Below are 21167 nucleotides of genomic sequence, written 5' to 3' on the forward strand. Positions count from 1 at the left end.
GTGTCCACGCCCGTGCTGCCCGCCACCCCGATCGACACCGACGCCCTGGTGATCGGCGCCGGTCCGGTCGGTCTGTTCCAGGCCTTCCAGCTCGGCCTGCTCGGGCTGTCGGCGCAGGTGGTGGACGTGCTGCCGCAGGCCGGCGGCCAATGTGTCGCGCTCTACGCCGACAAGCCCATCTACGACATCCCCGGTGTGCCCGTGTGCACCGGCCGGGAACTGGCCGAGCGCCTGCTCCAGCAGATCGCCCCGTTCCGGCACGGCCTGCATGTCGGCCACGAGGTGCAGACGCTGCGCCCGCTGGACGACGGCCGCTTCGCGGTCGGCACTGGTGCGGGACCGCAGTTTCTGGCACGCAGCGTCTTCATCGCGGCAGGCGTGGGCGCCTTCACGCCCCGCCGCATCAAGGTGGCCGGCCTGGAAGCGCACGAGCAACGGCAGGTCTTTCACCACCCGGACGATCTGGCGCCCTTCGCCGGCCAGCGGGTCCTCGTGGTCGGCGGCGACGAGGCCGCCCTGCTGCGCGCCGCCACGCTCGCCGAACTGCCGCAGACCACCGAGGTGACCCTGCTGCACCGGCGCGACCAGTTCAGCGCCGAGGCGGGGCTGCTGGCGCGTGTGGCCGCGCTGCGTGCCGATGGGCGGCTGCGCGTGTGCATCGGCCAGATCACCGCCGCGCAGACCCAGGGGGATCGGCTGGCCTCCGTGACGGTGCTGGACGCCGAAGGCGTGGAGACGCAGCAAGCGCTCGACGTCCTGATCGTCTGCCAGGGACTCAGCCCGCGGCTTGGCCCGCTGGCCGACTGGGGGCTCGCGCTGGAGCGCAAGCTGCTGCCGGTCGATGTCGCCACCTTCGAGACCGCACAGCCGGGCGTGTACGCCGTCGGCGACATCAACACCTACCCCGGCAAGAAGAAGCTGATCGTCTGCGGGTTCCACGAAGCGACGCTCGCCGCCCATGCCGCACACGACCGCCTGCGGCCACAGGAGCGCGGACCGCTCCTGTACACGACCAGCAGCCCGCTCCTGCACCGCCGCCTCGGGCTCGCCGGCTGAGCCCGGTGCACACCTGTCGGCATGGCCCGACAACGTCCGTGCGCATTCCCGCACACGCGTCAGCGCGAATCGGCCCCCAGCACACCGGACACCGAGAGATCTCCCTAGGCGGCATCACACTTCCGGATGTCAAGATTCGTATTTCTGCGAGCTGCCTCATGAACCGTGCCGCTGGCCAACCTGGAAGAACTCGGATGCACGCCTGCCTGCCATGGCTGAGCTCGACGCTGCTCGCCAGCCTGATGGCCTGCTCTGCCAGCGCCGGCGAGGTGCTCGACCGGATCCACCGCAGCGGCGAACTGCGGGTCTGTGTCTGGCCGGACTACTACGGCATCAGCTACCGCAACCCCAAGACGCGCCAGTTCACCGGACTCGACATCGACCTGTCGGCCGAGTTCGCCCGGGAACTGGGTGCACGGCTCCACCACGTCGATTCGTCCTTCACCTCGCTGGTCGACGATCTTCTGAAGGACCGGTGCGACATCGCGATGTTTGCCGTGGGCGTGCTGCCACAGCGCGAGAAGGTGCTTCGCTTCAGCCTGCCGTATCTGCAAAGCGACATCTACGCCGTCGCGACCCGCAGCAGCCGTGCAGTGCGCCGCTGGGAAGACATCGACCAGCCCGGTGTGCAGGTCGCCGTGCAGGCCGGTACCTTCATGGAGCCGGTGATGCGCGCTGCGCTGCACCGGGCCAGTCTCGTGGTGATCCGGCCACCGGCCACGCGGGAGCAGGAACTGGAAGCGGGCCGGGTCGATGTCTTCATGACGGACTACCCCTACAGCCGGCGCCTGCTCGACAACGCAGAATGGGCCCGGCTGATCAGTCCCCCGCAACCCTTCCATGTCCTGCCCTATGCCTATGCCCTCCGCCCGGGTGACGACGAGTGGTTCGCGCGCGTCAACCGGTTCGTCACCGACATGCGCCAGGACGGCCGCCTCGAAAGCGCGGCACGCCGGTACCGGCTGTCCGAAATCGTGATCCGGCCAACCACCAGACCGTGACCACCACCCACCCATGAATTCCCGCGAGGCCTCCATGCGCACGACCTGGCTGAGCAGCACGCAGCTGGTCTGGGTCGGATCGGGTCTGCTGCTGCTGCTCGTCCTGCTGTCCGGCGCATTCGCGGTCTACCAGCACCAGGACACGCTGGCGCAGGAAACCCGGCGGACCCAGTTGCTGGTCCGGCTGCTGGAAGACGAGACCACCCGCACGCTGGATGCAACCGCACTCGCGCTGGCCATGGTCAGCGAGCGCCTGCACAGTGGCGAACCAGCCGCCAGCAACCTGTCCGAGCGGCTGGTCGAGGCCGTGCGCGGCCTGCCGTACATGCGCAGCCTCTCGGTGCTGGACACCAGCGGCAAGGTCCTGACGAGTTCCAACCCCACCGCAATCGGTGCCACCTTCGATGTGCAGTTGCTCGGGCAACCGGTCAGCACCGACGAGGCCTGGCTGGGTCCCTGGCTGCCGGGCCGCGATCTGATCGATGCCGCCCGTCAGGACGTGACCAGGCGCCCGGCCGGCACACCACCACCGCTGCCGGGGGTCGGGTTGATCACCCTGGTGCGCCAGAGCCGGACGCCCGATGGCGTCACTTATCTGGCAGTGGCTGCGCTGAACCCGGACTACCTGTCCAACCATTTCCAGCAGATCCTCGGCGAGCACACGCTGAACGCGGCGCTGCTGGACTACCAGGGACGCCTGCTGGCGGGCACCGAGGGTGTGCAGCGACTGCCCGGCACCAGCGTGCCAGGCCACCGCGCGCTGCAGGAATTCCTGCCGGATCAGGAACACGGCAGCTACGAAGGCACAGGGCTGGATGCGACCGTGGTCGTCACCTCGTTCCGGGCCAGCCGCAAGCATCCGCTGCTGGTCGTGGTCGAGGAGCCCATGGCCGAGGTGCGTTCGACCTGGCGCAGCAAACTGGGCTGGCTGCTGGTCGCGGATGTCGTCGGCATGCTGGTGATCGTGGCCGGAACCGTCGCCAGCTGGCGCAGCCTGCGCGCGCACGAGCGCATGGCCGCGGTACTGGACCGCACACGCCACCGGCTGGAGGAAAGCGAACGCCATCTGCGGGCCGTGATCGAGGCGGCGCCGGCACCGATGTTCGTGCTGGATCCACTGGGGCGCTACGTGCTGGTGAACCAGGCCTTCGAGGACTTCCTGGGCGTGCGCCGCGAGGACCTGATCGGGCAACGCGCCGACACCGATCCGACCCTGAGCCATCTCGCCTACCACCCGGTACGCGATGTGGCACTCTGGGCTGGCGCCGGCCAGAGCAGCTACATGGAGAACATCATCCTGCGCAATGGCGCCAGGCGACAGGCGCTGGTCGCCAAGGTGGCGCTGACACGCCCGGACGGCCGCCCCGGTGGCGTGATCGGCAGCATCACCGATGTGACCAGCTTCCGGGAAGCCGAGCAGCGGGCAGCGGACGCGGTGAGCGCCTCGGAGGCGGCCCACCGCGCCGAGTCCGAGTTCATCGGCAATCTCAGCCATGCGCTGCGCACGCCGCTGCAGTCGATCATCGGTTTCTCGGAACTGGGCGTCATGCGCAGTCGCCACGACAGCGCGCAACATGAACTGTTCACCCACATCCAGAGTGGCGGCCAGCGCATGCTGCTGGTGGTCAACGACCTGCTGGACCTGTCAAGGGTGAACAGCACCTCCGGGACGCTGCACCGGGTGCGTGTCGACACCTGCGATCTGATCGGAGAAGTGATCCGGCATGCACGCATCGACGCCAGGACGCGACAGATCGACATCACCGTGAAGCCTTGCGCGGACGGAACGGCCTGTGTCGATGCCCTGCGGTTCCAGCAGGCGGCACGCACCCTGATCGAGCGAGCAGTGCACGTGTCTCCACCGGGCAGCCACATCGAGGTGCACGCCTCGCGCGACAGCGAGGGCGTGCTGCACTGGTGGATCCATGACGCCGGCCAGGGCCTGCCAGAAACCGAGTGCGAGACGATGTTCTCTGCCTTCTTCCAGCCGCGCCGGGCCACCGACGCCCCCAGCGACAGCAGTGGCCTGGAACTGGCGATCTGCCGGCAGATCCTGCGCGGACTGGATGGAGACGTGCATTGCAAGAACCATCCGAACGGCGGCAGCGTCTGTCACGTGGTCCTGCCCGCCATCGATCGAACGCCCAGCGCAGTCTCCGTCAATAAAGTTGGCTGAAACCATTGCGCTCGCACTAATTCTTGTCCTACAATATACGTCTTGTCAGTTGAAGACAAAACGCAGAACGATTCCCTGATAGCTCAGTTGGTAGAGCGACGGACTGTTAATCCGCAGGTCCCTGGTTCGAGTCCAGGTCGGGGAGCCAAGACATCCAGCAAAAGGCCTGAATCTTCACCGATCAGGCCTTTTTTCATGTCTTGATCAAGTCGCCGCCGAGGTGGTATCCGCTTCAGCCGCAGGGGTCTGCTGCTGCACCGTGCGGCGCAATTCCTCCACGGTGTAGCCCTCCTTGATCAGGGCATCACGCAGCCACTGCGGCTGCGTCCCTTGCCCGTCCCAGACCTCCTGCGTCAGCGGATGTCGGTATCGAATTTCGGCGGGAGATTGCGTGCGCGTGATGGCAATCGGCCGCCCACGCAACTCTGCTGGCGTGATGCGCCAGAAATCCATCAACTTGCGGATCTTGCGGATCGCAGCAATTCTTTCAGCGTCGTTTTCAGAGTCAACGATCTGGCGTTCGGTGTTCTTCATCGATGAATGACGGGCCTGCAAGCTGTAACAGAGCGCAGATAATCGCACAGAACCGGATTCGGTACAGCATTCCGGCCAAGTCGATTACAATCCGCGGTGACGGGCCTCCCTGCATGGGGGCGCGGCCAAACGGGTCAGGTCGGGAACGAAGCAGCCCTAACCGTTAGCCTCCAGTGCCAGGGTTCAGGCTCGTCACCCCATCTCCTGTGCGCAACGGCGCATCGATCACCAGTTGCCAGAGCATGGTGACCTCGGCAGACCGGGCGGCATGCAGTGCATCCTGCGGATCACCCGCCTTGGGATGGCGCGGACGAATCGTCCGGACATCCAGCACGCGCAAGCCTCCTTGCGTGATCCATTCCAGCAACTGCGCCCGACTGCGCAGACCCAGGTGCTCGGCCAGATCCGACAGGATCAACCAACCCTGGCCGCCGGGGCTCAGGTGCTCGGCCAGTCCGGCCAGGAATCCCTTCAGCATGCGACTTTCCGGGTCGTAGATGGCATGCTCGATCGAGGAACTGGGCTTGCCTGGCAGCCACGGCGGATTGCACACGACCAGCGGCGCACGTCCAGCCGGAAACAGATCCGCCTTCACGAGTTCGACCTGCCCGGCATGTCCGAGACGCTCCAGATTGTCGGCGGCGCATGCCAGTGCCCGGGGATCCAGATCTGTTGCGACGATTCGCTGCACGCCCCGCTGCGCGAGCACCGCGGCCAGGACACCCGTGCCGGTGCCGATGTCGAAGGCCAGCGCCGCCGAAGGCAACGGCGTCGTCGCCACAAGATCGATGTATTCGCCGCGCACGGGAGAAAACACACCGTAGTGGGCATGGACACGCCCGCCTGTTGCCACGATCGGCACCCCCTTCTTGCGCCATTCATGGGCACCGACGAGCCCCAGCAACTCCCGCAGCGACACCACGGACATCTGTCCATCCGGCGCCCCGTACGCCTCCTCGCAGGCCTGGCGCCAATCGGGTGCACGACGCAGGGCAATGGTGTAGTCGGCCTCGACCGGCATGACGATCGCCGACAGCAGGCGGGCCCGCTGGGCCTGCGCCAGACGATGGCGGTGAAACTGGTCGGTGAGCGAAGCCGAAGCGGGCCTGGGGCCGGAGGGCCGATCGAGACGGCGGGTCATCGCCTGCAGCAACAGGCGCGCATTCTGGAAATCGCCCCGCCACAGCAGCACCGCCCCGTCGCGCGCCAGCCGCAGCGCATCGTCCGCACGGGTCTGGTCGTCCGCCACCACGACACGGCGTGGCACCGGCGCGCCGTTCTCGGATCTCCAGCGGGCGGTGCGGACTTGATCGTCTTCGGTCCAGGTCAACATCGGAGGCTGGGTCATGGCGGTGCGCGGCGCGCGGCAGGGAGTGGCTGAACCCGCCAGTATCGCCGGCCGCGGCTGATCCACCGCAGGAGTCGGCCGCTTCGACGCTTCGCCGGTGGTCGCCGCACGCGACAGGCGCTAGCATCGACGGCATGCCCTCAACAGGAGTCCCACCATGATCCGCACCCTCTTGCCCCTCGACGGCAGCACCGAAGCGCTGGCCGCCGTCCACCAGGCGCTGCAGTTGCGCACCCAGGGTCTGGACTTCACGGCCGTGCTGCTCAACGTGCAGGAGCCGCCGCACCTGTACGAGGTGGTGCTGGCACCCGATGCCGATCTGATCGAGGGCGCCAGCCACGAGGCAGGTGAACATGCGCTGGCCTCGGCACAAGCGCTGCTGGACGCGGCAGGCGTGGCCCACGAGTCGCTCGTGGTGACCGGCGATGCTGCACAGCAGGTGGTGGAACAGGCGGAACTGCTGGGCTGCGACCTGGTCGTGCTGGCCAGCCAGAGCCACACGGTCACACAAGCCGTGCAGCGCCACAGCCGTGTGCCGGTGCTGCTCGTGCCCCACCTGCTGCCCGAAGTGGAGCCGGCCGATCTGGCCGATCAGGAAGACGAGGCTTCTGCCGAGCCGACCTGAGCACGGCTGCACCCAGGCGGCCCCGCTCACGCTGCCTGGCTCATTTGCGCAGGCGGTTGGGGTGCCAGTAGAGGAACTTGGCGTAGATGTCCACGTCCTTCGTCTCGCGGATGAAGAACATGCCGACCACGAAGGTGACCGCCGCCACCCCGATCGGATACCACAGGCCGTGGTACATGTCGCCGTTCTGGGCCACCATCGCGAAGGCGATGGTCGGCATCAGACCACCGAACCAGCCATTGCCGATGTGGTACGGCAGACTCATCGAGGTGTAGCGGATGCGGGTCGGAAACATCTCGACCAGCGTGGCGGCGATCGGGCCATACACCATCGTCACCAGCAGCATGAGCGCCACCAGCACCGCCACCACCCCCACGTGGTTGATCTTCGCCGGGTCTGCCTTCACCGGATAACCCGCCTCCTTCAACACGTCAGGCAGCAGTTCCTTGCGGAAATGCGAGATCTCGAAGAGGCTGTCCGTCTCGAAACGATCCCCCTCGGCGGTCAGGTGTCCGTTCGGAGGCGCCAGGACGGTGCCCCCGATGTGGACCTCGGTAGAGGAACCCGACGGCAACGCTTCATTGGTGTAACTGGCCGCCAGTTGCGCCAGCGCCCGCTTCGCGATGTCGCAGGACGATGTGAAGTCGGTCTCCTTGGCGATGGGGCTGCCCTGGAAGGAGCAGGTCATCGGATCAGCCTTCACGACGATCTGCACCCGCTCCTGCGCCGCAGCCAGGTCCGGATTGGCCATGGAGGTCAGCATCTTGAACAGCGGGAAATAGGTCAGGCATGCGATCAGCAGGCCGGCCATGATGATCGGCTTGCGCCCGATCCGGTCCGACAGTGTTCCGAACACCACGAAGAACGGCGTGCCGATCAGCAGTGCGATGGCGATCAGGATATTGGCCGTGGTCGGATCGACCCGGAGCATGCCTGTCAGGAAAAACAGCGCGTAGAACTGCCCCGTGTACCAGACCACAGCCTGACCGGCGACCAGCCCGAACAGCGCCAGCACGATGATCTTGAGGTTCTTCCACTGCCCGAAGCACTCGGCCAGCGGGGCCTTGGACGTCTTGCCCTCTTCCTGCATCTTGCGGAAGGCCGGCGACTCGCTCATCGACAGGCGGATCCACAGCGACCCTGCCAGCATCACCGCCGACAAGGCGAACGGAATGCGCCAGCCCCATTCGGCAAACGGCGCCTCGCCCAGCAGGCTGCGGGTCACCAGGATCACGATCAGCGCCAGGAACAGGCCGACCGTGGCGGTTGTCTGGACCCAGGCGGTGTAGGCGCCGCGGCGGTTCTGCGGTGCGTGTTCGGCCACGTAGATGGCCGCACCGCCGTACTCGCCACCCAGCGCCAGACCCTGCAGCATGCGCAGCAGCACCAGCGCGATCGGCGCGAAGGCGCCCGCCGTGCTGTAGGTCGGCAGCACGGCCACCAGCGCGGTGGACACCCCCATGATGACGATGGTGGCCAGGAAGGTGTACTTGCGGCCGATCATGTCGCCCAGGCCACCGAAGACCACGGCCCCGATCGGTCGCACGATGAAGCCGGCAGCAAACGCCAGCAGCGCGAAGATGAAGGCGGAGGTCGGCTCCAGGGCCGTGAAGAACTGTCTGGCGATGATCGCGGCCAGTGCGCCATAGAGATAGAAGTCGTACCACTCGAAGATGGTACCGAGCGACGAGGCAAGGATGACCTTGCGCTCCTGCGCGGTCATCGGGGTGGCATCGTGGCCACCGTCGTCGGTGTCGACGGCGGCGTCACGGACGTCCTGCGAATTGGACATGCTGTTCTCCTGCCGAGGCGGGCGATCGGATCGCCGGTGCGCTCGGCGCTGTGGTCATGGCGAGGCAGGGGTGGCAGTTCGTGGCCACGCACCCCGGTCATTCAGATCAGATGCGCAGGCCCTTGATGGTGGCCAGCAGACGGCGGGGCGAAAACACCTTGGCCTCGGGCACGGCCTCGGCCGCATCCAGGCCGCGCTTGAGGACCTGGTCCGCCCCCGCACGGCCGAACGCATCCCCCAGCGCCATGTAGACCACACGGGTCAGTTCGGCCAGATCGGCGTGCGTGCCGGGCAGCTGCCAGTCATGCTGCAGCGCCCGGCTCCAGCCGCTGCGGAACTGCTGGCGCAAGGCGGGCGCCGCCATCGAGGCGTCCAGACGCTGCAAGGCGTCCTTGCGGACCTCGTCGAGTGCCTCGCGGTGGTGCTGGAACACCTCGGCCACGATGGCACGCATCAGGGCACCGAAGATCACCGGAGGCTCCTGTGGCACCTGCGCCTGCACGGGGGCAGCAGCCTGCGCCGCGGCCAGCGCGACGGCGACCGGATTGATCACCGGCGCGCTCGCCGGAGCCACCGTCGCAGCAACGGGCGGTGGGGGTGGTGCGGAAGGCCGGATCGCGGCCCGGGCGGCCTGCATGGATGGCCAGGGATCCAGAGGCAGGCGATCCGGGTTCTCGCGCAGCGCCTTGTAGAAGCCGTTGTAGAGCCGCTTGACGGATGCCGAGTCCAGCAGATTGCGCTGGGCAACGGCATCCACGAACGCGATGATGTCCGAGACATTCTCGCCGCGCATCGACTCGTGCTGGAGCCAGAGTGCCTCGGTCAATGCGGCCTCTTCGAGCAGATCCGAAAACACTGCCACGGCCGCCCGGCGCCGGGTTGCTTGCATGTCGGCCATGGTCAGGCGCCCCCACGTCTGTCTTGAACTGAAAAATTCATGTTATCCCGTCGGACGCCGTAGGTCCGGCGCCTTTGTTGTCAAGAACGATGGTCAAGATAAATCTGAAAACATCAAATCCTGACATAAATTCACGCGATTTTTCGGGTTCCCCCCTGAATCACGGAGCGGTACCGATTCGTTTATCACATTGGTATCGCCCTTGTGCGGCCGGCGGCACGCCGAGACGGGCCTGCGCTCCTATATCGACAGACGCACAATACTTTCAAGCGGTAACCATATCGGGCAACGGCCCGACCGCGTGTTCAGCCCCTGCGGCGCAGACAGGCCGACAGGAAATCCGAGAGCACCGGACTGCCGTCGAGCTGCGTCGCATGGCTCACCTGCTGCGCCATGAATTCCGGATGCCACTGCATGCCGAAGACATAACTCGGACCGTTCCAGCGGATGGCCTCGACCAGCCCGTCCGGCTGGGCGCGGGCCTCCACCGTGAGATCGCGCCCCAGATCCTTCACCGCCTGGTGGTGGATCGAGTTGATCGTGGCGGTGTGCACGCCAGGGTACAGCGCCGACAGATGGGTCCCGGGAACAATGGCCATCTCGTGGAACTGCTGGTCGTACTGCTGCAGATGCAGGTGGCGCACCGAGGACGGGGCCTGCGTCGGAATGTCCTGGTAGAGCGTGCCGCCCAGCGCCACGTTGATGAGCTGGCAGCCCCGGCAGATGCCCAGCACCGGCTTGCCCGCGGCCACAAACGTCTCGAACAGGTCGATCTCGTAGCGGTCACGGATGCGGTCCCCGCTCCATTCGGGGCGCAGCGGGGTTTCGCCATAGCTCTCGGGTGCGATGTCATTGCCGCCCTGCAGCACCAGACCGTCGAGGTGGCTGGCGTACTCGGCCAGGCTCATCTCGCTGCGCGCGATCATGCCCTCGCTCTCGATGGCCGGGATCATCACCGCCAGCGCGCGCCCCCCCAGCACCCAGTGCGCCACCGACTGCTCCAGATAGTGCAGCGTGCGGGTGAACACCCCACCCAGATCGGCCACCGGCGTGTTGGGAAAATAGATGCGGGCGGAAATGCCGATCAGCGGAGGACGGGACATGGAGGCTCCTCGGAATCCATTTCAGTGCGTCCATTCTTGCAAACCCTAAGTCGACCCTGCCGGCAATGTTGCGGATTTGTCCGGGTTAATCCACAGGCAACCCGAATCGGGCATGAAAAACCCGCGCCTGATAGGATTTCCTCCCACTCCGGATGTCCACCGAACGATGAACAGTCTCACCGAATTCCCTGTCACCGCATCCCCGGACGACGATGTCCAGGCGGCCGGACGTCCGATGTCCGCCGTCATCCGGGCCCGCATCCAGGCCGCGAACCGCCGTTTCCACGCCAACGACAACATCGCCGAGTTCATCCAGCCCGGCGAGCTGGAGGCCCTGCTCGACGAGGTGCAGGGCAAGCTGGCAGGTGTGCTCGACAGTCTGGTCATCGACACCGTCAGCGACCACAACACCCAGGACACCGCCCGCCGCGTGGCCAAGATGTACCTGCAGGAGGTCTTCCGCGGCCGCTACGTGCCACAACCCCCGGTCACGCAGTTCCCGAACGTGGAGCACCTGAACGAGCTGATGATCGTCGGCCCGATCACCGTGCGCAGCGCCTGCTCGCACCACCTCTGCCCGATCATCGGCAAGCTGTGGATCGGCGTGATGCCCAACGAACACTCGGCGCTGATCGGCCTGTCCAAGTACGCCCGGCTGGCCGAGTGGATCATGAGCCGCCCGCAGATCCAAGAAGAAGCCGTCACGCAGGTGGCCGACCTGCTCAACGACAAGATGCAGCCAGACGGACTGGCCGTGATCATGGAGGCCGACCACTTCTGCATGGGCTGGCGCGGCGTCAAGGACATGGACTCCAAGATGATCAACAGCGTGATGCGCGGCTCCTTCCTCAAGGACCCGAACCTGCGCCGCGAATTCCTCTCGCTCGTCACCCACCGCAAAGGCTGAACCCCATGCTCGTCCGTCTGCTTTATGCCAGCCGCACCGACGCGGTCACGCCCGAGATGATCGACTCGATCCTCGCCCAGTCGCGTGCCCACAACCCGGCACTCGGCATCACCGGCATCCTCTGCCACGGCGGCAACGTCTTCATGCAGGTGCTCGAAGGCGGTCGCGACACCGTGAACCACCTCTACAACGACATCGTCCGCGATGCGCGCCACCACGACGTGGTGGTGCTGCACTACGAGGAGATCACCGAGCGGCGCTTTTCCGGCTGGACGATGGGCCAGGTCAATCTGGCGCGCATCAACCCGGCGATCGTGCTCAAGTACAGCGACCGGCCGGTGCTGGATCCCTTCTCGGTGTCGGGTGCGGCCTCGCTGTCCATGCTCGAAGAGCTGATCGCCACCGCCTCCATCGTCGGACGCACCGCTTGACGACGGCCGCGACGCCGCCCCTGCGCGGCGTCGACTTCACCAGCCGCCCCACCCCGCGCAAGCCCGTCACCCTCGCCGAAGGCCGGCTGATCGGCGACGTGCTGCGGCTGGAGCGGTTGCGCGCCCTGCCCGACGAGGCCGCCTTCGCCGCCAGCCTGCGCGAGCCGGGGCCTTGGCTGGGCGGCTTCGACCTGCCGTTCGGCCTGCCGCGGGAACTGGTCACGGCCCTGGGCTGGCCGGCCACCTGGCACGACCTGATCGCGCACTACCGGACGCTCGACCGCGCCGAAATCCGTGCCACCTTCGCCGCGTTCTGCAACGCCCGTCCGGCCGGGGCCAAGTTCGCGCACCGGGCCTGTGACAGGCCGGCGGGTTCGTCCCCGTCGATGAAGTGGGTCAATCCGCCAGTGGCCTTCATGCTGCACGCCGGGGTACCCGCGCTGCTGGACGCCGGCTGCACCCTGCCCGGCTTCCACGCGGGCGATCCGACCCGCACCGCGCTGGAAGCCTATCCGGGGCTGCTGGCCCGCGAACTGCTCGGAGCCCGCTCCTACAAGAGCGACGACCGTGCCCGCCAGACGCCCGAGCGGCTGCTGGCGCGGCGCGATCTGGTCGATGCGCTCGAACAGGGCCGCACCCGGCTCGGGCTGCGCCTCAAGCTCACGGTCGCGCAGCACGACACCCTCGTCGCGGATGCCAGTGGCGATCGGCTGGACGCCGTGCTCTGCCTGGTCCAGACCGCCTGGGCGTCGCGTCAGCCCCGCCACGGCTGGCCCGCCCAGGTGGACGGTGTCGAAGGCTGGATCCTCACCGCCTGAGCCCCCCCTCGGACGCAGGGCACCGGACCGCCTGGACGAGCGCGTGGCAGGCATCGCCGAATACTGTGAACGAGTTCACAATCGTTTCATGCCCTCCACCCCCGGCCTGTCCACGATGTTCACGCCCGCTGCTGATCTTGACCACCCGGTGACGATGCGCCATGCCGGGCGCGAACTGCTGTCGCTGGCCCTGATCGACGCCCGCAACCGCAGCCTGCGCCTGTTCGCGGCCTTCGAGGCCGCCGCCCGGCCCGATGCGCTCGACGGCACCCCGCCGCCGCTGCAGGGCTCTCCGCTGTGGTGGCTGGGGCAGCTCGGCTGGTACCAGGAGCACTGGATCGCGCGCAATGTGCAGCGCCACCGCGGCCGGCGCTGTGACGCGCGCGGCATCCGGCTGGCCTCCATCGACCCGCGGGCCGACCTGTGGTGGGATCCGCGCCTGCGCTCGCCCGTCGAACGCGGTGCCACCGACCTGCCGCGGGCCGCGGCCGTGCGCCAGTACCTGGCCGATACGCTGGAGGTGACGCTGGAGCTGCTGATGGAGGCGCCCGAGCAGGACGAGACGCTGTACTTCTACCGCGACGCCCTGTTCCACGAGGACCGGCAGGCCGAGCGCCTGATCGAGGCGGCACAGATGCTGGACGTGCCGCTGCCGGAAGCCACCGCGCCCGGCGCCTGGGTGCCGCACCAGCCGCTGGCGGTCAGCGCCGGTCACTGGCACATCGGCATCGCGCCCGAACAGGGCGGCTACGTCTTCGAGAGCGAACGCGGCCGGCGGCTCGATTCCTGCCCGGACCACGACATCGACGCCCAGCCGGTGTCCTGGCAGCAGTTCCTGGAGTTTGTCGCGGATGGTGGCTACCGCCAGTCGCGCTGGTGGAGCCCGGCCGGCTGGAACTGGGTCTGCGCGCAGCAGCGCACCGGTCCGGTCATGGCAGAGGACCCCGCCGACGGTCTGGTGCAGACCCGTTTCGGCCGCACCGTCCGCGTGCATCCGAACCATCCCGTCGTCCATGTCAACCTGCACGAGGCCCAGGCCTGGTGCCGCTGGGCCGGGCGCCGCCTGCCCAGCGAAGTCGAGTGGACACATGCCGCAGAGCGCCTGGGCAGCCGGGGCTTCCGCTGGGGCGAGGTCTGGGAATGGACCGCGGACCGGCTGGTCGCGCTGGAGCCGGACATGGGCGACTGCAACCTGCCGCAGCGCGAGGCCTTCCTGGCGGCCTGCACGCAGCACCACCGGGTGCTGCGCGGCGGCGCCACGGTGACCCGGCCGCGGCTGCGCGACGCGCGCCACCGGAACCACCGCCTACCCGAGGACCAGCACGGTCTGACCGGTTTCCGCAGTTGCGCCTTGTGAGCCCGCCCAGGCGGCCAGGAAGGTCGGCACGGCCTCGACCCGCAGCGGCCGTGACACCAGATAGCCCTGGACTTCCGCGCAGCCTTCTTCCAGCAGGGCCACCATCTCGGCTTCCCGCTCCACACCTTCCGCCAGCGTCTTCATGTGCAGGCCTGCCGCCATGTCGATGATGGCGTGCACGATCACGCGGGCATCCGGCTCGGTGGTGAGCGCCTTGACGAAGCAGCGGTCGATCTTGAGCTTGTCGAACGGGAAACGCCGCAGATAGGCCATCGACGAGTAGCCCGTCCCGAAATCGTCCAGCGCGATGCGCACGCCCAGCCGGTTCAGGCCATGCAGCTGTGCCAGCGTCGCCTCGGTCTCGTTGAGCAGCACCGACTCGGTGATCTCCACCTCCAGCCGCCTGGCCGACAGCCCGGTGGCCGCCAGCACCCGCCCGACCAGCAGCGGCAGGTCCTGGGTCATCACCTGCACGGCCGACAGGTTCACCGCCACCGACAGGTGCTCCGGCCAGGTGACGGCCACCAGGCAGGCCTGCTCCAGCACCCAGGCGCCGATCTCGTTGATCAGTCCGGCATCCTCGGCAACGGCGATGAACTCGTCCGGGCGCACGTCGCCCAGCTCCGGGTGCTTCCAGCGCACCAGTGCCTCGAAGCCGGTGACGGCGCGGCTGGCCAGATCGACCTGCGGCTGGTAGACCACCGAAAGCTGGTCCAGCGTGATCGCCGAACGCAGCGCCCGCTCCAGCTGCAGCCGGCGCACGACGCCTGCGCTCATGCTCTTGTCGTAGAAGCAGGCCCGTCCGCGACCGCCCGCCTTGGCCCCGTAGAGCGCCAGGTCGGCGTTCTTGAGCAGCTGCTCCGGCTGGTCACCATCGCGTGGCGCCAGCGCGATGCCGACGCTGACGCCCATCGGCACCGTCAGGCCCTCGATGTCGACCGAGGTGCACAGCGTCGCCAGCACCCGGTCCGCGATCCGCTGCACTTCCTGGGGATCGGCCACGTCGCACAGGATCATGGCGAACTCGTCGCCACCGAGCCGGGCCACCATGTCCCCGTCGCGCGACACCGCCTTCAGGCGTTGCCCGACCAGCGTCAGCAGGTGGTCGCCCACGTCATGGCCCAGCGCATCGTTGACGGTCTTGAAGCGGTCCAGGTCGAGACACAGGATGGCGCAGGGGTGGCCGGACAGGCGGGTCAGCGCCTCGTCGAGCATCATCCGGAAGTGGTGGCGGTTGCTCAGACCGGTCACGGCATCCACGTGCGCCAGCGTGAACAGCCGCGCCTGCTGCCGCTGCAGCACGGTGTCGCGCGCCTCCAGTTCGCCGAGCAGGAGGTTGAAGCCGTCGTACAGCGCGCCGACCTCGTCGCTGCGGCTGGTGCTGACGCGGGTCATGTAGGCATGGGTGCGCGAGACGTCGTGCATCACGTCGGCCAGACCGGCAATGGGGCGGACCATGCCGTCCTGCACCTTGACCGCCGCCGCGCTGGCCAGCAGACCGATGAACGCCGCTCCCATCAGCACCAGCAAGGCGCGGGTCAGCGTGGCGCTGAAGGCCGGCGCCGCATCCGTGCACAGCACCAGCCGACCGACCACCGAGCCGTCCACCTGGACCAGCTCCACGGTGTGCACGAGCGCACCGGTGACCTCGCCCGCGGTCGCCAGCGTGACCAGCCGAACCAGTTCTGCAGCCACGGGCGGCGCACTGCCCCGGGCCGCGTAGGCGGCGAAGACGGCCGCCTGCATGTCCAGCAGCGCCGCCCAGCGCACCTCCGGCACGGCCCCCAGACTTTCGAGCACCCGGCGCGCCGCGGCGGGATCCTCGAACGACAGCGGCGCCCGGACGTTCTGCGCCAGCACCCGTGCCAGGCCCTGGGCGCGCTCCTCGACCCGGTGGCGCGAGTCGTGGTATTCCAGCAGCGTCACCACCACGAACAGCAGCAGCGACGCCATCAGCGTCGAGACGATCACGACCAGACTGAGCTTGGTACGCAGGCGCAGGTCGTGCAGCAGGCGCGCGATCACATCGCCCCCTCGCGCCGGGCCGGGCCGTCGAGCACGGTCATCGCCAGCGACAGCAGATCGGCCGAAAGCCGCAGTCCGGCAGACTGCGCGACCCCCCGGTTGACCTCGAACCGCAGCCGCCCGCTCTGCCGCACCAGCCCGATCACGCCCCCCTGCTGCGCGAAGCCCGGCAGGTCACTGACGGTGAGCACCGGCAAGGCGCCCAGTTGCACCATTGACAGGCCCGATTCGGCAATGAAGAGCACATGGCAGCCACGGGCCTCGTCCAGCCGGTTCACCTTGCGCCACTGGATCGACACCCCCTGCAGCGGACGGCCCTCCAGCGCGCGGAACGCCTGCGTCAGCTCGTCGCGCACGCCGAACTGGCACAGGAGCATCGCGCCCTGGCGGCCGGGCTGGCTGGCGGGCGGCCACTCGGTGAACTTGGCAAAGTTCAGCACGAAGGCAGCCTGCACCGCCGACTCGTCCGGCCCCGCCTCGACCGCACCCGACCAGCCGAGCAGGCCCGGCACGACCGCACAGGCCAGGCGGACCGTCCAGCCCGCACGGAACCGTCGTCCCAGGGAAGCCCGGGATGCGGCGGAGGTGGTGGTCATGCCCGGTATCACCGCTCGGCTTCAATGGCTCAATGGCGGATTTCCACGCGCACGCCGAGGCCGGGACTCACGTTCACCGGCTTCGAATAGCCGATGTCCGGCTGGATCTCGACCCGGCGCGGCCCCCCCAGGTTGTAGGCCCGGGCGCTCAGCACCGTGTTGCGGGCCACCGACCAGCGCGCACTCAGATCGAGCACTTTGCGCGCGGGGATGTAGCCGGCCGCCAGGGTGTCGGTGCCGCGCTCGCTGGTGTAGCGGGCCCAGGCGTCCACGCTCAGCAGCGGCGAGACGTCGTAGGACAGGCGCAGCGTCAGCAGGTGCCGGGGGCTCTGGACCAGCGCACCGCCGCGACCGACCTGGCTGTCCGGCACCTCCGTGCGCAGCCAGGTGTAGCTCAGCTGCTGGCGCAGCGACGGCAGCGGACGCCAGTCCGAGGACAGCTCCAGTCCGGTCGCCGACGCCCGCCCGGGTGCGCGCCCCAGGGTGGCGTCGATATAGGGCGTCTGCGCCATGACGAGTTGCGGATTGAGCGGCGTGGGTGCGCGGAAGCCGAGCGGGTCGTAGACCTGGCGGAACAGGGTCGCGTCGAACGCCAGCTGCTCGTTCAGGCGGTTGCGCAGTCCGGCCTGCAGGGCGCGCACCGATTCCACCACCGTGGGCTGGTCCGCCCCCGAGCGCAGCAGGATCGGCAGCGGATTGCCCGCCACGCCGGGTGGCACCACGGCCACGGCCACATCGGCGTCCTCCTCGCCCCGCGAAGGCACCCGGATGGCCCGGGACAGCGAGGACCACAGCGTCATGTCGGGCGTCTGTTTCCAGGCCACCGCCAGACTGGGCTGGCTGCGGGTGCCGGCAAAGAAGGTGTGGTCCAGCCGCAAGCCCCCCACGATCGACAGCCGGTCGTCGAACCCGACCCAGCGGTCCTGGCCGAAGAGGCGCCAGTCCGTCATGCGCCGGCGGGCGGGATCGAACTTCCCGATGCCCTGGGTCTCGTTGTGGTCCTGGTACAGCCGGGCACCAAGGCCCCAGGTGATCTGGTGGACCGACCCGATCGGCTGGAAGGCGTGCGACACCTCCAGGTCCGCGATCTGGCTGTTGACACTCTGGGAGCCGAGCTCCTCGCCGGACTCCACGGCGACCAGGCCCGACAGTGTCAGCTGCGAGTGCGCATGGAGGCGGTGGGTCAGCGTGCCATGGGCATGCACACGGTCGATGGTCTGGGTCGTCGGCGACTGCAGCGAGTACGGCGGCGTCACCACCGGCCGCAGCCGGGTGTCGTCGACGCGGGAGTGCATCAGCTGGGCCTGGGCGGTGAGCTGGGTGTGCGCGTCGACATCACGGTCGAAGCGCAGTCCGGCGGTGCTGACCAGCGAAGCGTCGTTGGCGTCGCTGCCATCCGGCGCGGAGGACCGGCCCGTGCCATCGACCTGCGCGTACAGGCGCCACGCCCCCGCTTCGGCCGAGCCGGTGCTGCGGCTGCCGTGGAGCACCATGGCCCCCTCGCTGCCCGCTTCCACATCCACCTGCTGGCCCAGGCTGTCCTGCGCCCGCCGGGTGATGATGTTGATGACCCCGTTGACCGCATTCGCCCCCCAGACCGCCCCGGCCGGGCCGCGGATGATCTCGATGCGCTCGATGTCGGCCAGCGGCACGCGCTGGGTTTCCCACATCACGCCGGAGAACAGCGGCGAGTAGATGCTGCGGCCATCGACCAGCACCTGCAGCTTGTTGGAAAAACGCCCGGCATCGCCGCGCACACCCACCGCCCACCGTGCCCCCGACAGGCGCGCCACGTCCACGCCCGGCGCCAGGCGCAGCGCTTCCGGCAGTGACCGGACACCGGTGCGCAGGATGTCGTCGCGGGTGATGACGAACACGGGGGCGGCCACATCGCCCAGCCGGTCACTGCCCCGGCTGGCGCTGACCACCTCGACCCGCATCAGGTCTTCCAGCGACAGCTCCGCCAGCGCCCGCACACCACCGGCGTTCTGGCCCAGGGCCACGGGAGAAATCAGCGCGAGACAGGCCAGCGCGGTGAGCGTTCGGGATGGGTGCATGGTGTTCCAGGGCGGCATGCGGCCCTGCTCCGGACTGGTTCTCCTGCTCATATCGGTCCAGGAGCGCCCGACTTGAATCACGGCAACCAGGCCTCCGCCCGACCACCGGTCCCACCACGCGTTGTCACTTTCTGGCGCAGGCCGCGTGTCAAACCGGGTTAATGCCGACTGGTCTCGACCTGCATGGCCCGGGTACACCTGCAACCTGAGGTCACAGCGCTTGACCTGACCCACTACCTGAGCTGTCCATGACTCCGAATTCCCGCTCCGCCGCCATTGCCCACGCCCGCCGGCGCCCGACCGCGGTCGCCGCCCTCGCCTGCCTGCTGTCCGGCCTGCAGGGCGCGGCCCTGGCCCAGTCGGCCGCCGACGCCACGCTGGACACCGTCGTCGTCACCGGCTCCACCCGCGAGCGCAAGCTGACCGAGGTGCCCTACGCCATCACCGCGGTCGGCGCCGAGGCACTGCGCAACAGCGGGCCGATGGTGAACCTGTCCGAATCGCTGGCCCGCGTGCCGGGGCTGGTGGTGGCCAACCGCAACAACTACGCGCAGGACCTGCAGATCAGCTCGCGCGGCTTCGGTGCCCGCGCCGGCTTCGGCGTGCGCGGCCTGCGCCTGTACGCGGACGGCATCCCCGCCTCCATGCCCGACGGCCAAGGCCAGGTCGCGCATTTCGACCTCGCCGGGGCCGAGCGGGTCGAGGTGCTGCGCGGGCCGTTCTCGGCGCTGTACGGCAACTCCTCGGGCGGCGTGATCGCGCTGTTCTCGAAGCCGGTGCGCGAGCGGCAGTTCGAGGTCGGCGCCGATGTCGGCAGCTTCGGGCTGCGCCAGGGCCGCGTCTCCATCGCCGCGCCGCTGGACGATGGCTTCGACGTGTCGGCCAGCCTGTCCAGCCTGTCGATCGACGGCTTCCGCCCGCAGAGCGGCGCCGACCGCCAGCTCGCCAATGCCCGGCTGGGCTGGAAAGGCGACCACGACCGCGTGACCGTGACCGTCAGCGACCAGAACCAGACCGCGGACGATCCGCTCGGCCTGACCCGCGCGCAGTTCACGGCCAATCCGGACCAGACCACCCCGGAATCCGCCCAGTACGGCACCCGCAAGGTGATCCGCCAGACCCAGGCCGGCGCCAGCTGGGCCCACCAGTTCACCGACGCCGGCCCGCTGGCCCGCACGCAGCTCACCGGCTACACCGGCTCGCGCGGCGTGATGCAGTTCCTCGCGATCCCGCCGACCACGCAGGCCAACGTGCGCCACGGCGGTGGCCTCGTCGACTTCGACCGGCAGTACCACGGCGCCGACGCCCGCGCACTGTGGCACTGGGATGCGGTCGACCTGACCACCGGCGTCAACGTCGAGAAGCAGACCGACGACCGCCGCGGCTACAACAACTACACCGGCACCGCCGCCGCCCCGACCGCGCTCGGCGTGCAGGGCACGCTGCGCCGCAACGAGCTGAACCGCGCCGACACGCGGGAAGCCTACGCGCAGGCCGACTGGGCCCTCGCCACCGACTGGCAGGCCAGCCTGGGCGTGCGCAGCGGCCGGGTGCGCATGCGCGTCCAGGACTACTACCTGGGCAACGGCGACGACTCCGGCGCGCTGACCTACCGCTACACCAACCCGGTGGCCGGCCTGCGCTGGCGCGCCAGCTCCGCGCTGACGCTGCACGCCGCCGCCTCGCGCGGCCACGAATCACCGACGCTGGGCGAACTCGCCTACCGCCCCGACGGCACCAGCGGCTTCAACACCGACCTGCAGGCCCAGACCAGCCGCCAGTTCGAACTCGGCGCCAAGTGGCGTGAAAGCGGTCTGGCGCTGGACGCCACCGTGTTCCGCATCGACACCGACCAGGAAATCGGCGTCGCCACCAACGCGGGCGGCCGGTCCTCCTTCCGCAATGTCGGCCGCACCGAACGCTACGGCGCCGAGCTGGGCGCGGGCTGGCGCGTGGTGCCGGGCCTGCGGGCACAGCTGGCGCTGACGCTGCTGCATGCACAGTACGCCGACGCCTTCGTCACCTGCACCGGCGTCCCCTGCACGCTGACCGCCGCGACCAACACCACCACCGTGCCCGCCGGCAACCGCATCGCCGGCACGCAGCCCGCGTCCGCCTACGCCGAACTCGCCTGGAGCGCCCCGTGGAGCGCGGATGCCGAGGCCGCCGTGGAGTGGCGCGCGCAGGGCCGCACCGCGGTGAACGACACCAACACCGACCACGCCGGCGGCTACGGCCTGTTCAATCTGCGCTACAGCCACCGCTGGATCGTCGACGAGGCCGGCACGCTGCAACTGCTGGCGCGTCTGGACAACGTCGCCGGCCGGCGCGTCGCCGGCAGTGTCATCGTCAACGACGCCAACGGGCGCTACTTCGAGCCGGGCGCGCCGCGCAGCGCGCTGGTCTCGCTGCGCTACCTGCGGCGTTTCTGAACCGGAGCACC

Annotated in this window: 16 protein-coding genes, 1 tRNA gene, 1 other RNA gene and 1 pseudogene; 11 read left to right on the plus strand and 8 right to left on the minus strand. The window is 68.7% G+C overall.

The window, feature by feature from the left end; all coding sequences use genetic code 11:
* The 4 genes from BDD16_RS00775 to BDD16_RS00790 all read left to right on the plus strand — a co-directional run bounded on the left by BDD16_RS00775 (position 1) and on the right by BDD16_RS00790 (position 4381).
* Entirely contained in the window at positions 1-1056 is a 1056-nt protein-coding gene (locus BDD16_RS00775; RefSeq protein WP_310732761.1) for an NAD(P)/FAD-dependent oxidoreductase, read from the plus strand.
* 194 nt (positions 1057-1250) lie between these two features.
* On the plus strand, positions 1251-2057 hold the full coding sequence (locus BDD16_RS00780; RefSeq protein WP_179632132.1) for an ABC transporter substrate-binding protein: 807 nt from the start codon (positions 1251-1253) through the stop codon (positions 2055-2057).
* A gap of 13 nt (positions 2058-2070) precedes the next feature.
* A complete protein-coding gene (locus BDD16_RS00785) occupies positions 2071-4233 on the plus strand; it encodes a PAS domain S-box protein (RefSeq protein ID WP_218897644.1) in 2163 nt (720 codons plus the stop codon).
* Between the two features lie 72 nt (positions 4234-4305).
* Positions 4306-4381, plus strand: a tRNA-Asn gene (locus BDD16_RS00790).
* A 56-nt stretch (positions 4382-4437) separates the two neighbouring features.
* On the opposite strand, the gene BDD16_RS00795 is transcribed toward BDD16_RS00790, so the two are convergent.
* On the minus strand, positions 4438-4767 hold the full coding sequence (locus BDD16_RS00795; RefSeq protein WP_179632135.1) for an H-NS histone family protein: 330 nt from the start codon (positions 4765-4767) through the stop codon (positions 4438-4440).
* Between the two features lie 98 nt (positions 4768-4865).
* Between BDD16_RS00795 and ffs the strand changes: the two genes are divergently transcribed.
* Positions 4866-4964: signal recognition particle sRNA small type (gene ffs, locus BDD16_RS00800), an RNA gene on the plus strand.
* A 26-nt stretch (positions 4965-4990) separates the two neighbouring features.
* On the opposite strand, the pseudogene BDD16_RS00805 reads toward ffs, so the two are convergent.
* Positions 4991-6115 (minus strand): annotated as a pseudogene (locus BDD16_RS00805) (methyltransferase); the annotation flags it as partial.
* A gap of 157 nt (positions 6116-6272) precedes the next feature.
* On the opposite strand from BDD16_RS00805, the gene BDD16_RS00810 reads away from it, so the two are divergent.
* Positions 6273-6740, plus strand: a complete 468-nt coding sequence (locus BDD16_RS00810) for a universal stress protein (protein WP_179632137.1) — start codon at positions 6273-6275, stop codon at positions 6738-6740.
* Between the two features lie 40 nt (positions 6741-6780).
* Here the strand turns inward: BDD16_RS00810 and BDD16_RS00815 are convergent, their stop codons facing one another.
* The 3 genes from BDD16_RS00815 to BDD16_RS00825 all read right to left on the minus strand — a co-directional run bounded on the left by BDD16_RS00815 (position 6781) and on the right by BDD16_RS00825 (position 10533).
* Positions 6781-8532: an MFS transporter gene (locus BDD16_RS00815; RefSeq protein WP_375139058.1), complete on the minus strand. Its 1752-nt coding sequence runs from the start codon at positions 8530-8532 to the stop codon at positions 6781-6783.
* A 106-nt stretch (positions 8533-8638) separates the two neighbouring features.
* Positions 8639-9430 (minus strand): hypothetical protein, encoded by a 792-nt coding sequence (locus BDD16_RS00820; protein WP_218897646.1) that lies wholly within the window; start codon positions 9428-9430, stop codon positions 8639-8641.
* 305 nt (positions 9431-9735) lie between these two features.
* The gene (locus BDD16_RS00825) at positions 9736-10533 is read right to left on the minus strand and encodes a gamma-glutamyl-gamma-aminobutyrate hydrolase family protein (protein ID WP_179632140.1); all 798 of its coding nucleotides are present in this window, start codon (positions 10531-10533) and stop codon (positions 9736-9738) included.
* 166 nt (positions 10534-10699) lie between these two features.
* Between BDD16_RS00825 and folE the strand changes: the two genes are divergently transcribed.
* From folE to BDD16_RS00845, 4 genes are all read left to right on the plus strand, one after another.
* Positions 10700-11440, plus strand: a complete 741-nt coding sequence (gene folE / locus BDD16_RS00830; protein WP_179632142.1) for a GTP cyclohydrolase I — start codon at positions 10700-10702, stop codon at positions 11438-11440.
* Positions 11441-11445: 5 nt separating this feature from the next.
* Positions 11446-11871, plus strand: a complete 426-nt coding sequence (locus tag BDD16_RS00835) for a BLUF domain-containing protein (RefSeq protein ID WP_179632144.1) — start codon at positions 11446-11448, stop codon at positions 11869-11871.
* Positions 11868-12689 (plus strand): HD domain-containing protein, encoded by an 822-nt coding sequence (locus BDD16_RS00840; RefSeq protein ID WP_179632146.1) that lies wholly within the window; start codon positions 11868-11870, stop codon positions 12687-12689. Before BDD16_RS00835 ends, BDD16_RS00840 begins: the two co-directional genes overlap by 4 nt.
* Positions 12690-12777: 88 nt before the next feature.
* Positions 12778-14046 carry an SUMF1/EgtB/PvdO family nonheme iron enzyme gene (locus BDD16_RS00845; protein WP_246332436.1) on the plus strand — a complete coding sequence of 423 codons (1269 nt, stop codon included), beginning with the start codon at positions 12778-12780 and terminating at the stop codon, positions 14044-14046.
* Here BDD16_RS00845 and BDD16_RS00850 read toward each other — a convergent pair.
* From BDD16_RS00850 to BDD16_RS22865, 3 genes are read right to left on the minus strand one after another with little or no spacing between them, the layout of a single operon-like run.
* Positions 13996-16071: a putative bifunctional diguanylate cyclase/phosphodiesterase gene (locus BDD16_RS00850; RefSeq protein ID WP_179632148.1), complete on the minus strand. Its 2076-nt coding sequence runs from the start codon at positions 16069-16071 to the stop codon at positions 13996-13998. The genes BDD16_RS00845 and BDD16_RS00850 overlap by 51 nt on opposite strands.
* Entirely contained in the window at positions 16068-16667 is a 600-nt protein-coding gene (locus tag BDD16_RS00855; RefSeq protein ID WP_179632150.1) for a YfiR family protein, read from the minus strand. Before BDD16_RS00855 ends, BDD16_RS00850 begins: the two co-directional genes overlap by 4 nt.
* Positions 16668-16696: 29 nt before the next feature.
* Positions 16697-18724: a TonB-dependent receptor plug domain-containing protein gene (locus BDD16_RS22865; RefSeq protein WP_179632152.1), complete on the minus strand. Its 2028-nt coding sequence runs from the start codon at positions 18722-18724 to the stop codon at positions 16697-16699.
* Positions 18725-18972: 248 nt separating this feature from the next.
* On the opposite strand from BDD16_RS22865, the gene BDD16_RS00865 reads away from it, so the two are divergent.
* Positions 18973-21156: a TonB-dependent receptor family protein gene (locus BDD16_RS00865; RefSeq protein ID WP_179632154.1), complete on the plus strand. Its 2184-nt coding sequence runs from the start codon at positions 18973-18975 to the stop codon at positions 21154-21156.
* Positions 21157-21167: the final 11 nt, after the last annotated feature.

The organism is Sphaerotilus montanus (assembly GCF_013410775.1).
Taxonomy (GTDB): domain Bacteria; phylum Pseudomonadota; class Gammaproteobacteria; order Burkholderiales; family Burkholderiaceae_C; genus Sphaerotilus; species Sphaerotilus montanus.

Excerpts from the sequence above, each read along its gene's own strand:
- BDD16_RS00780 (WP_179632132.1), top strand. The coding sequence starts at position 1,251 with ATGCACGCCTGCCTGCCATGGCTGAGCTCGACGCTGCTCGCCAGCCTG.
- BDD16_RS00785 (WP_218897644.1), top strand. The coding sequence starts at position 2,071 with ATGAATTCCCGCGAGGCCTCCATGCGCACGACCTGGCTGAGCAGCACG.
- BDD16_RS00795 (WP_179632135.1), bottom strand. The coding sequence starts at position 4,767 with ATGAAGAACACCGAACGCCAGATCGTTGACTCTGAAAACGACGCTGAA.
- BDD16_RS00810 (WP_179632137.1), top strand. The coding sequence starts at position 6,273 with ATGATCCGCACCCTCTTGCCCCTCGACGGCAGCACCGAAGCGCTGGCC.
- BDD16_RS00815 (WP_375139058.1), bottom strand. The coding sequence starts at position 8,532 with ATGTCCAATTCGCAGGACGTCCGTGACGCCGCCGTCGACACCGACGAC.
- BDD16_RS00820 (WP_218897646.1), bottom strand. The coding sequence starts at position 9,430 with ATGGCCGACATGCAAGCAACCCGGCGCCGGGCGGCCGTGGCAGTGTTT.
- BDD16_RS00825 (WP_179632140.1), bottom strand. The coding sequence starts at position 10,533 with ATGTCCCGTCCTCCGCTGATCGGCATTTCCGCCCGCATCTATTTTCCC.
- folE (WP_179632142.1), top strand. The coding sequence starts at position 10,700 with ATGAACAGTCTCACCGAATTCCCTGTCACCGCATCCCCGGACGACGAT.
- BDD16_RS00835 (WP_179632144.1), top strand. The coding sequence starts at position 11,446 with ATGCTCGTCCGTCTGCTTTATGCCAGCCGCACCGACGCGGTCACGCCC.
- BDD16_RS00845 (WP_246332436.1), top strand. The coding sequence starts at position 12,778 with ATGCCCTCCACCCCCGGCCTGTCCACGATGTTCACGCCCGCTGCTGAT.
- BDD16_RS00855 (WP_179632150.1), bottom strand. The coding sequence starts at position 16,667 with ATGACCACCACCTCCGCCGCATCCCGGGCTTCCCTGGGACGACGGTTC.
- BDD16_RS22865 (WP_179632152.1), bottom strand. The coding sequence starts at position 18,724 with ATGCACCCATCCCGAACGCTCACCGCGCTGGCCTGTCTCGCGCTGATT.
- BDD16_RS00865 (WP_179632154.1), top strand. The coding sequence starts at position 18,973 with ATGACTCCGAATTCCCGCTCCGCCGCCATTGCCCACGCCCGCCGGCGC.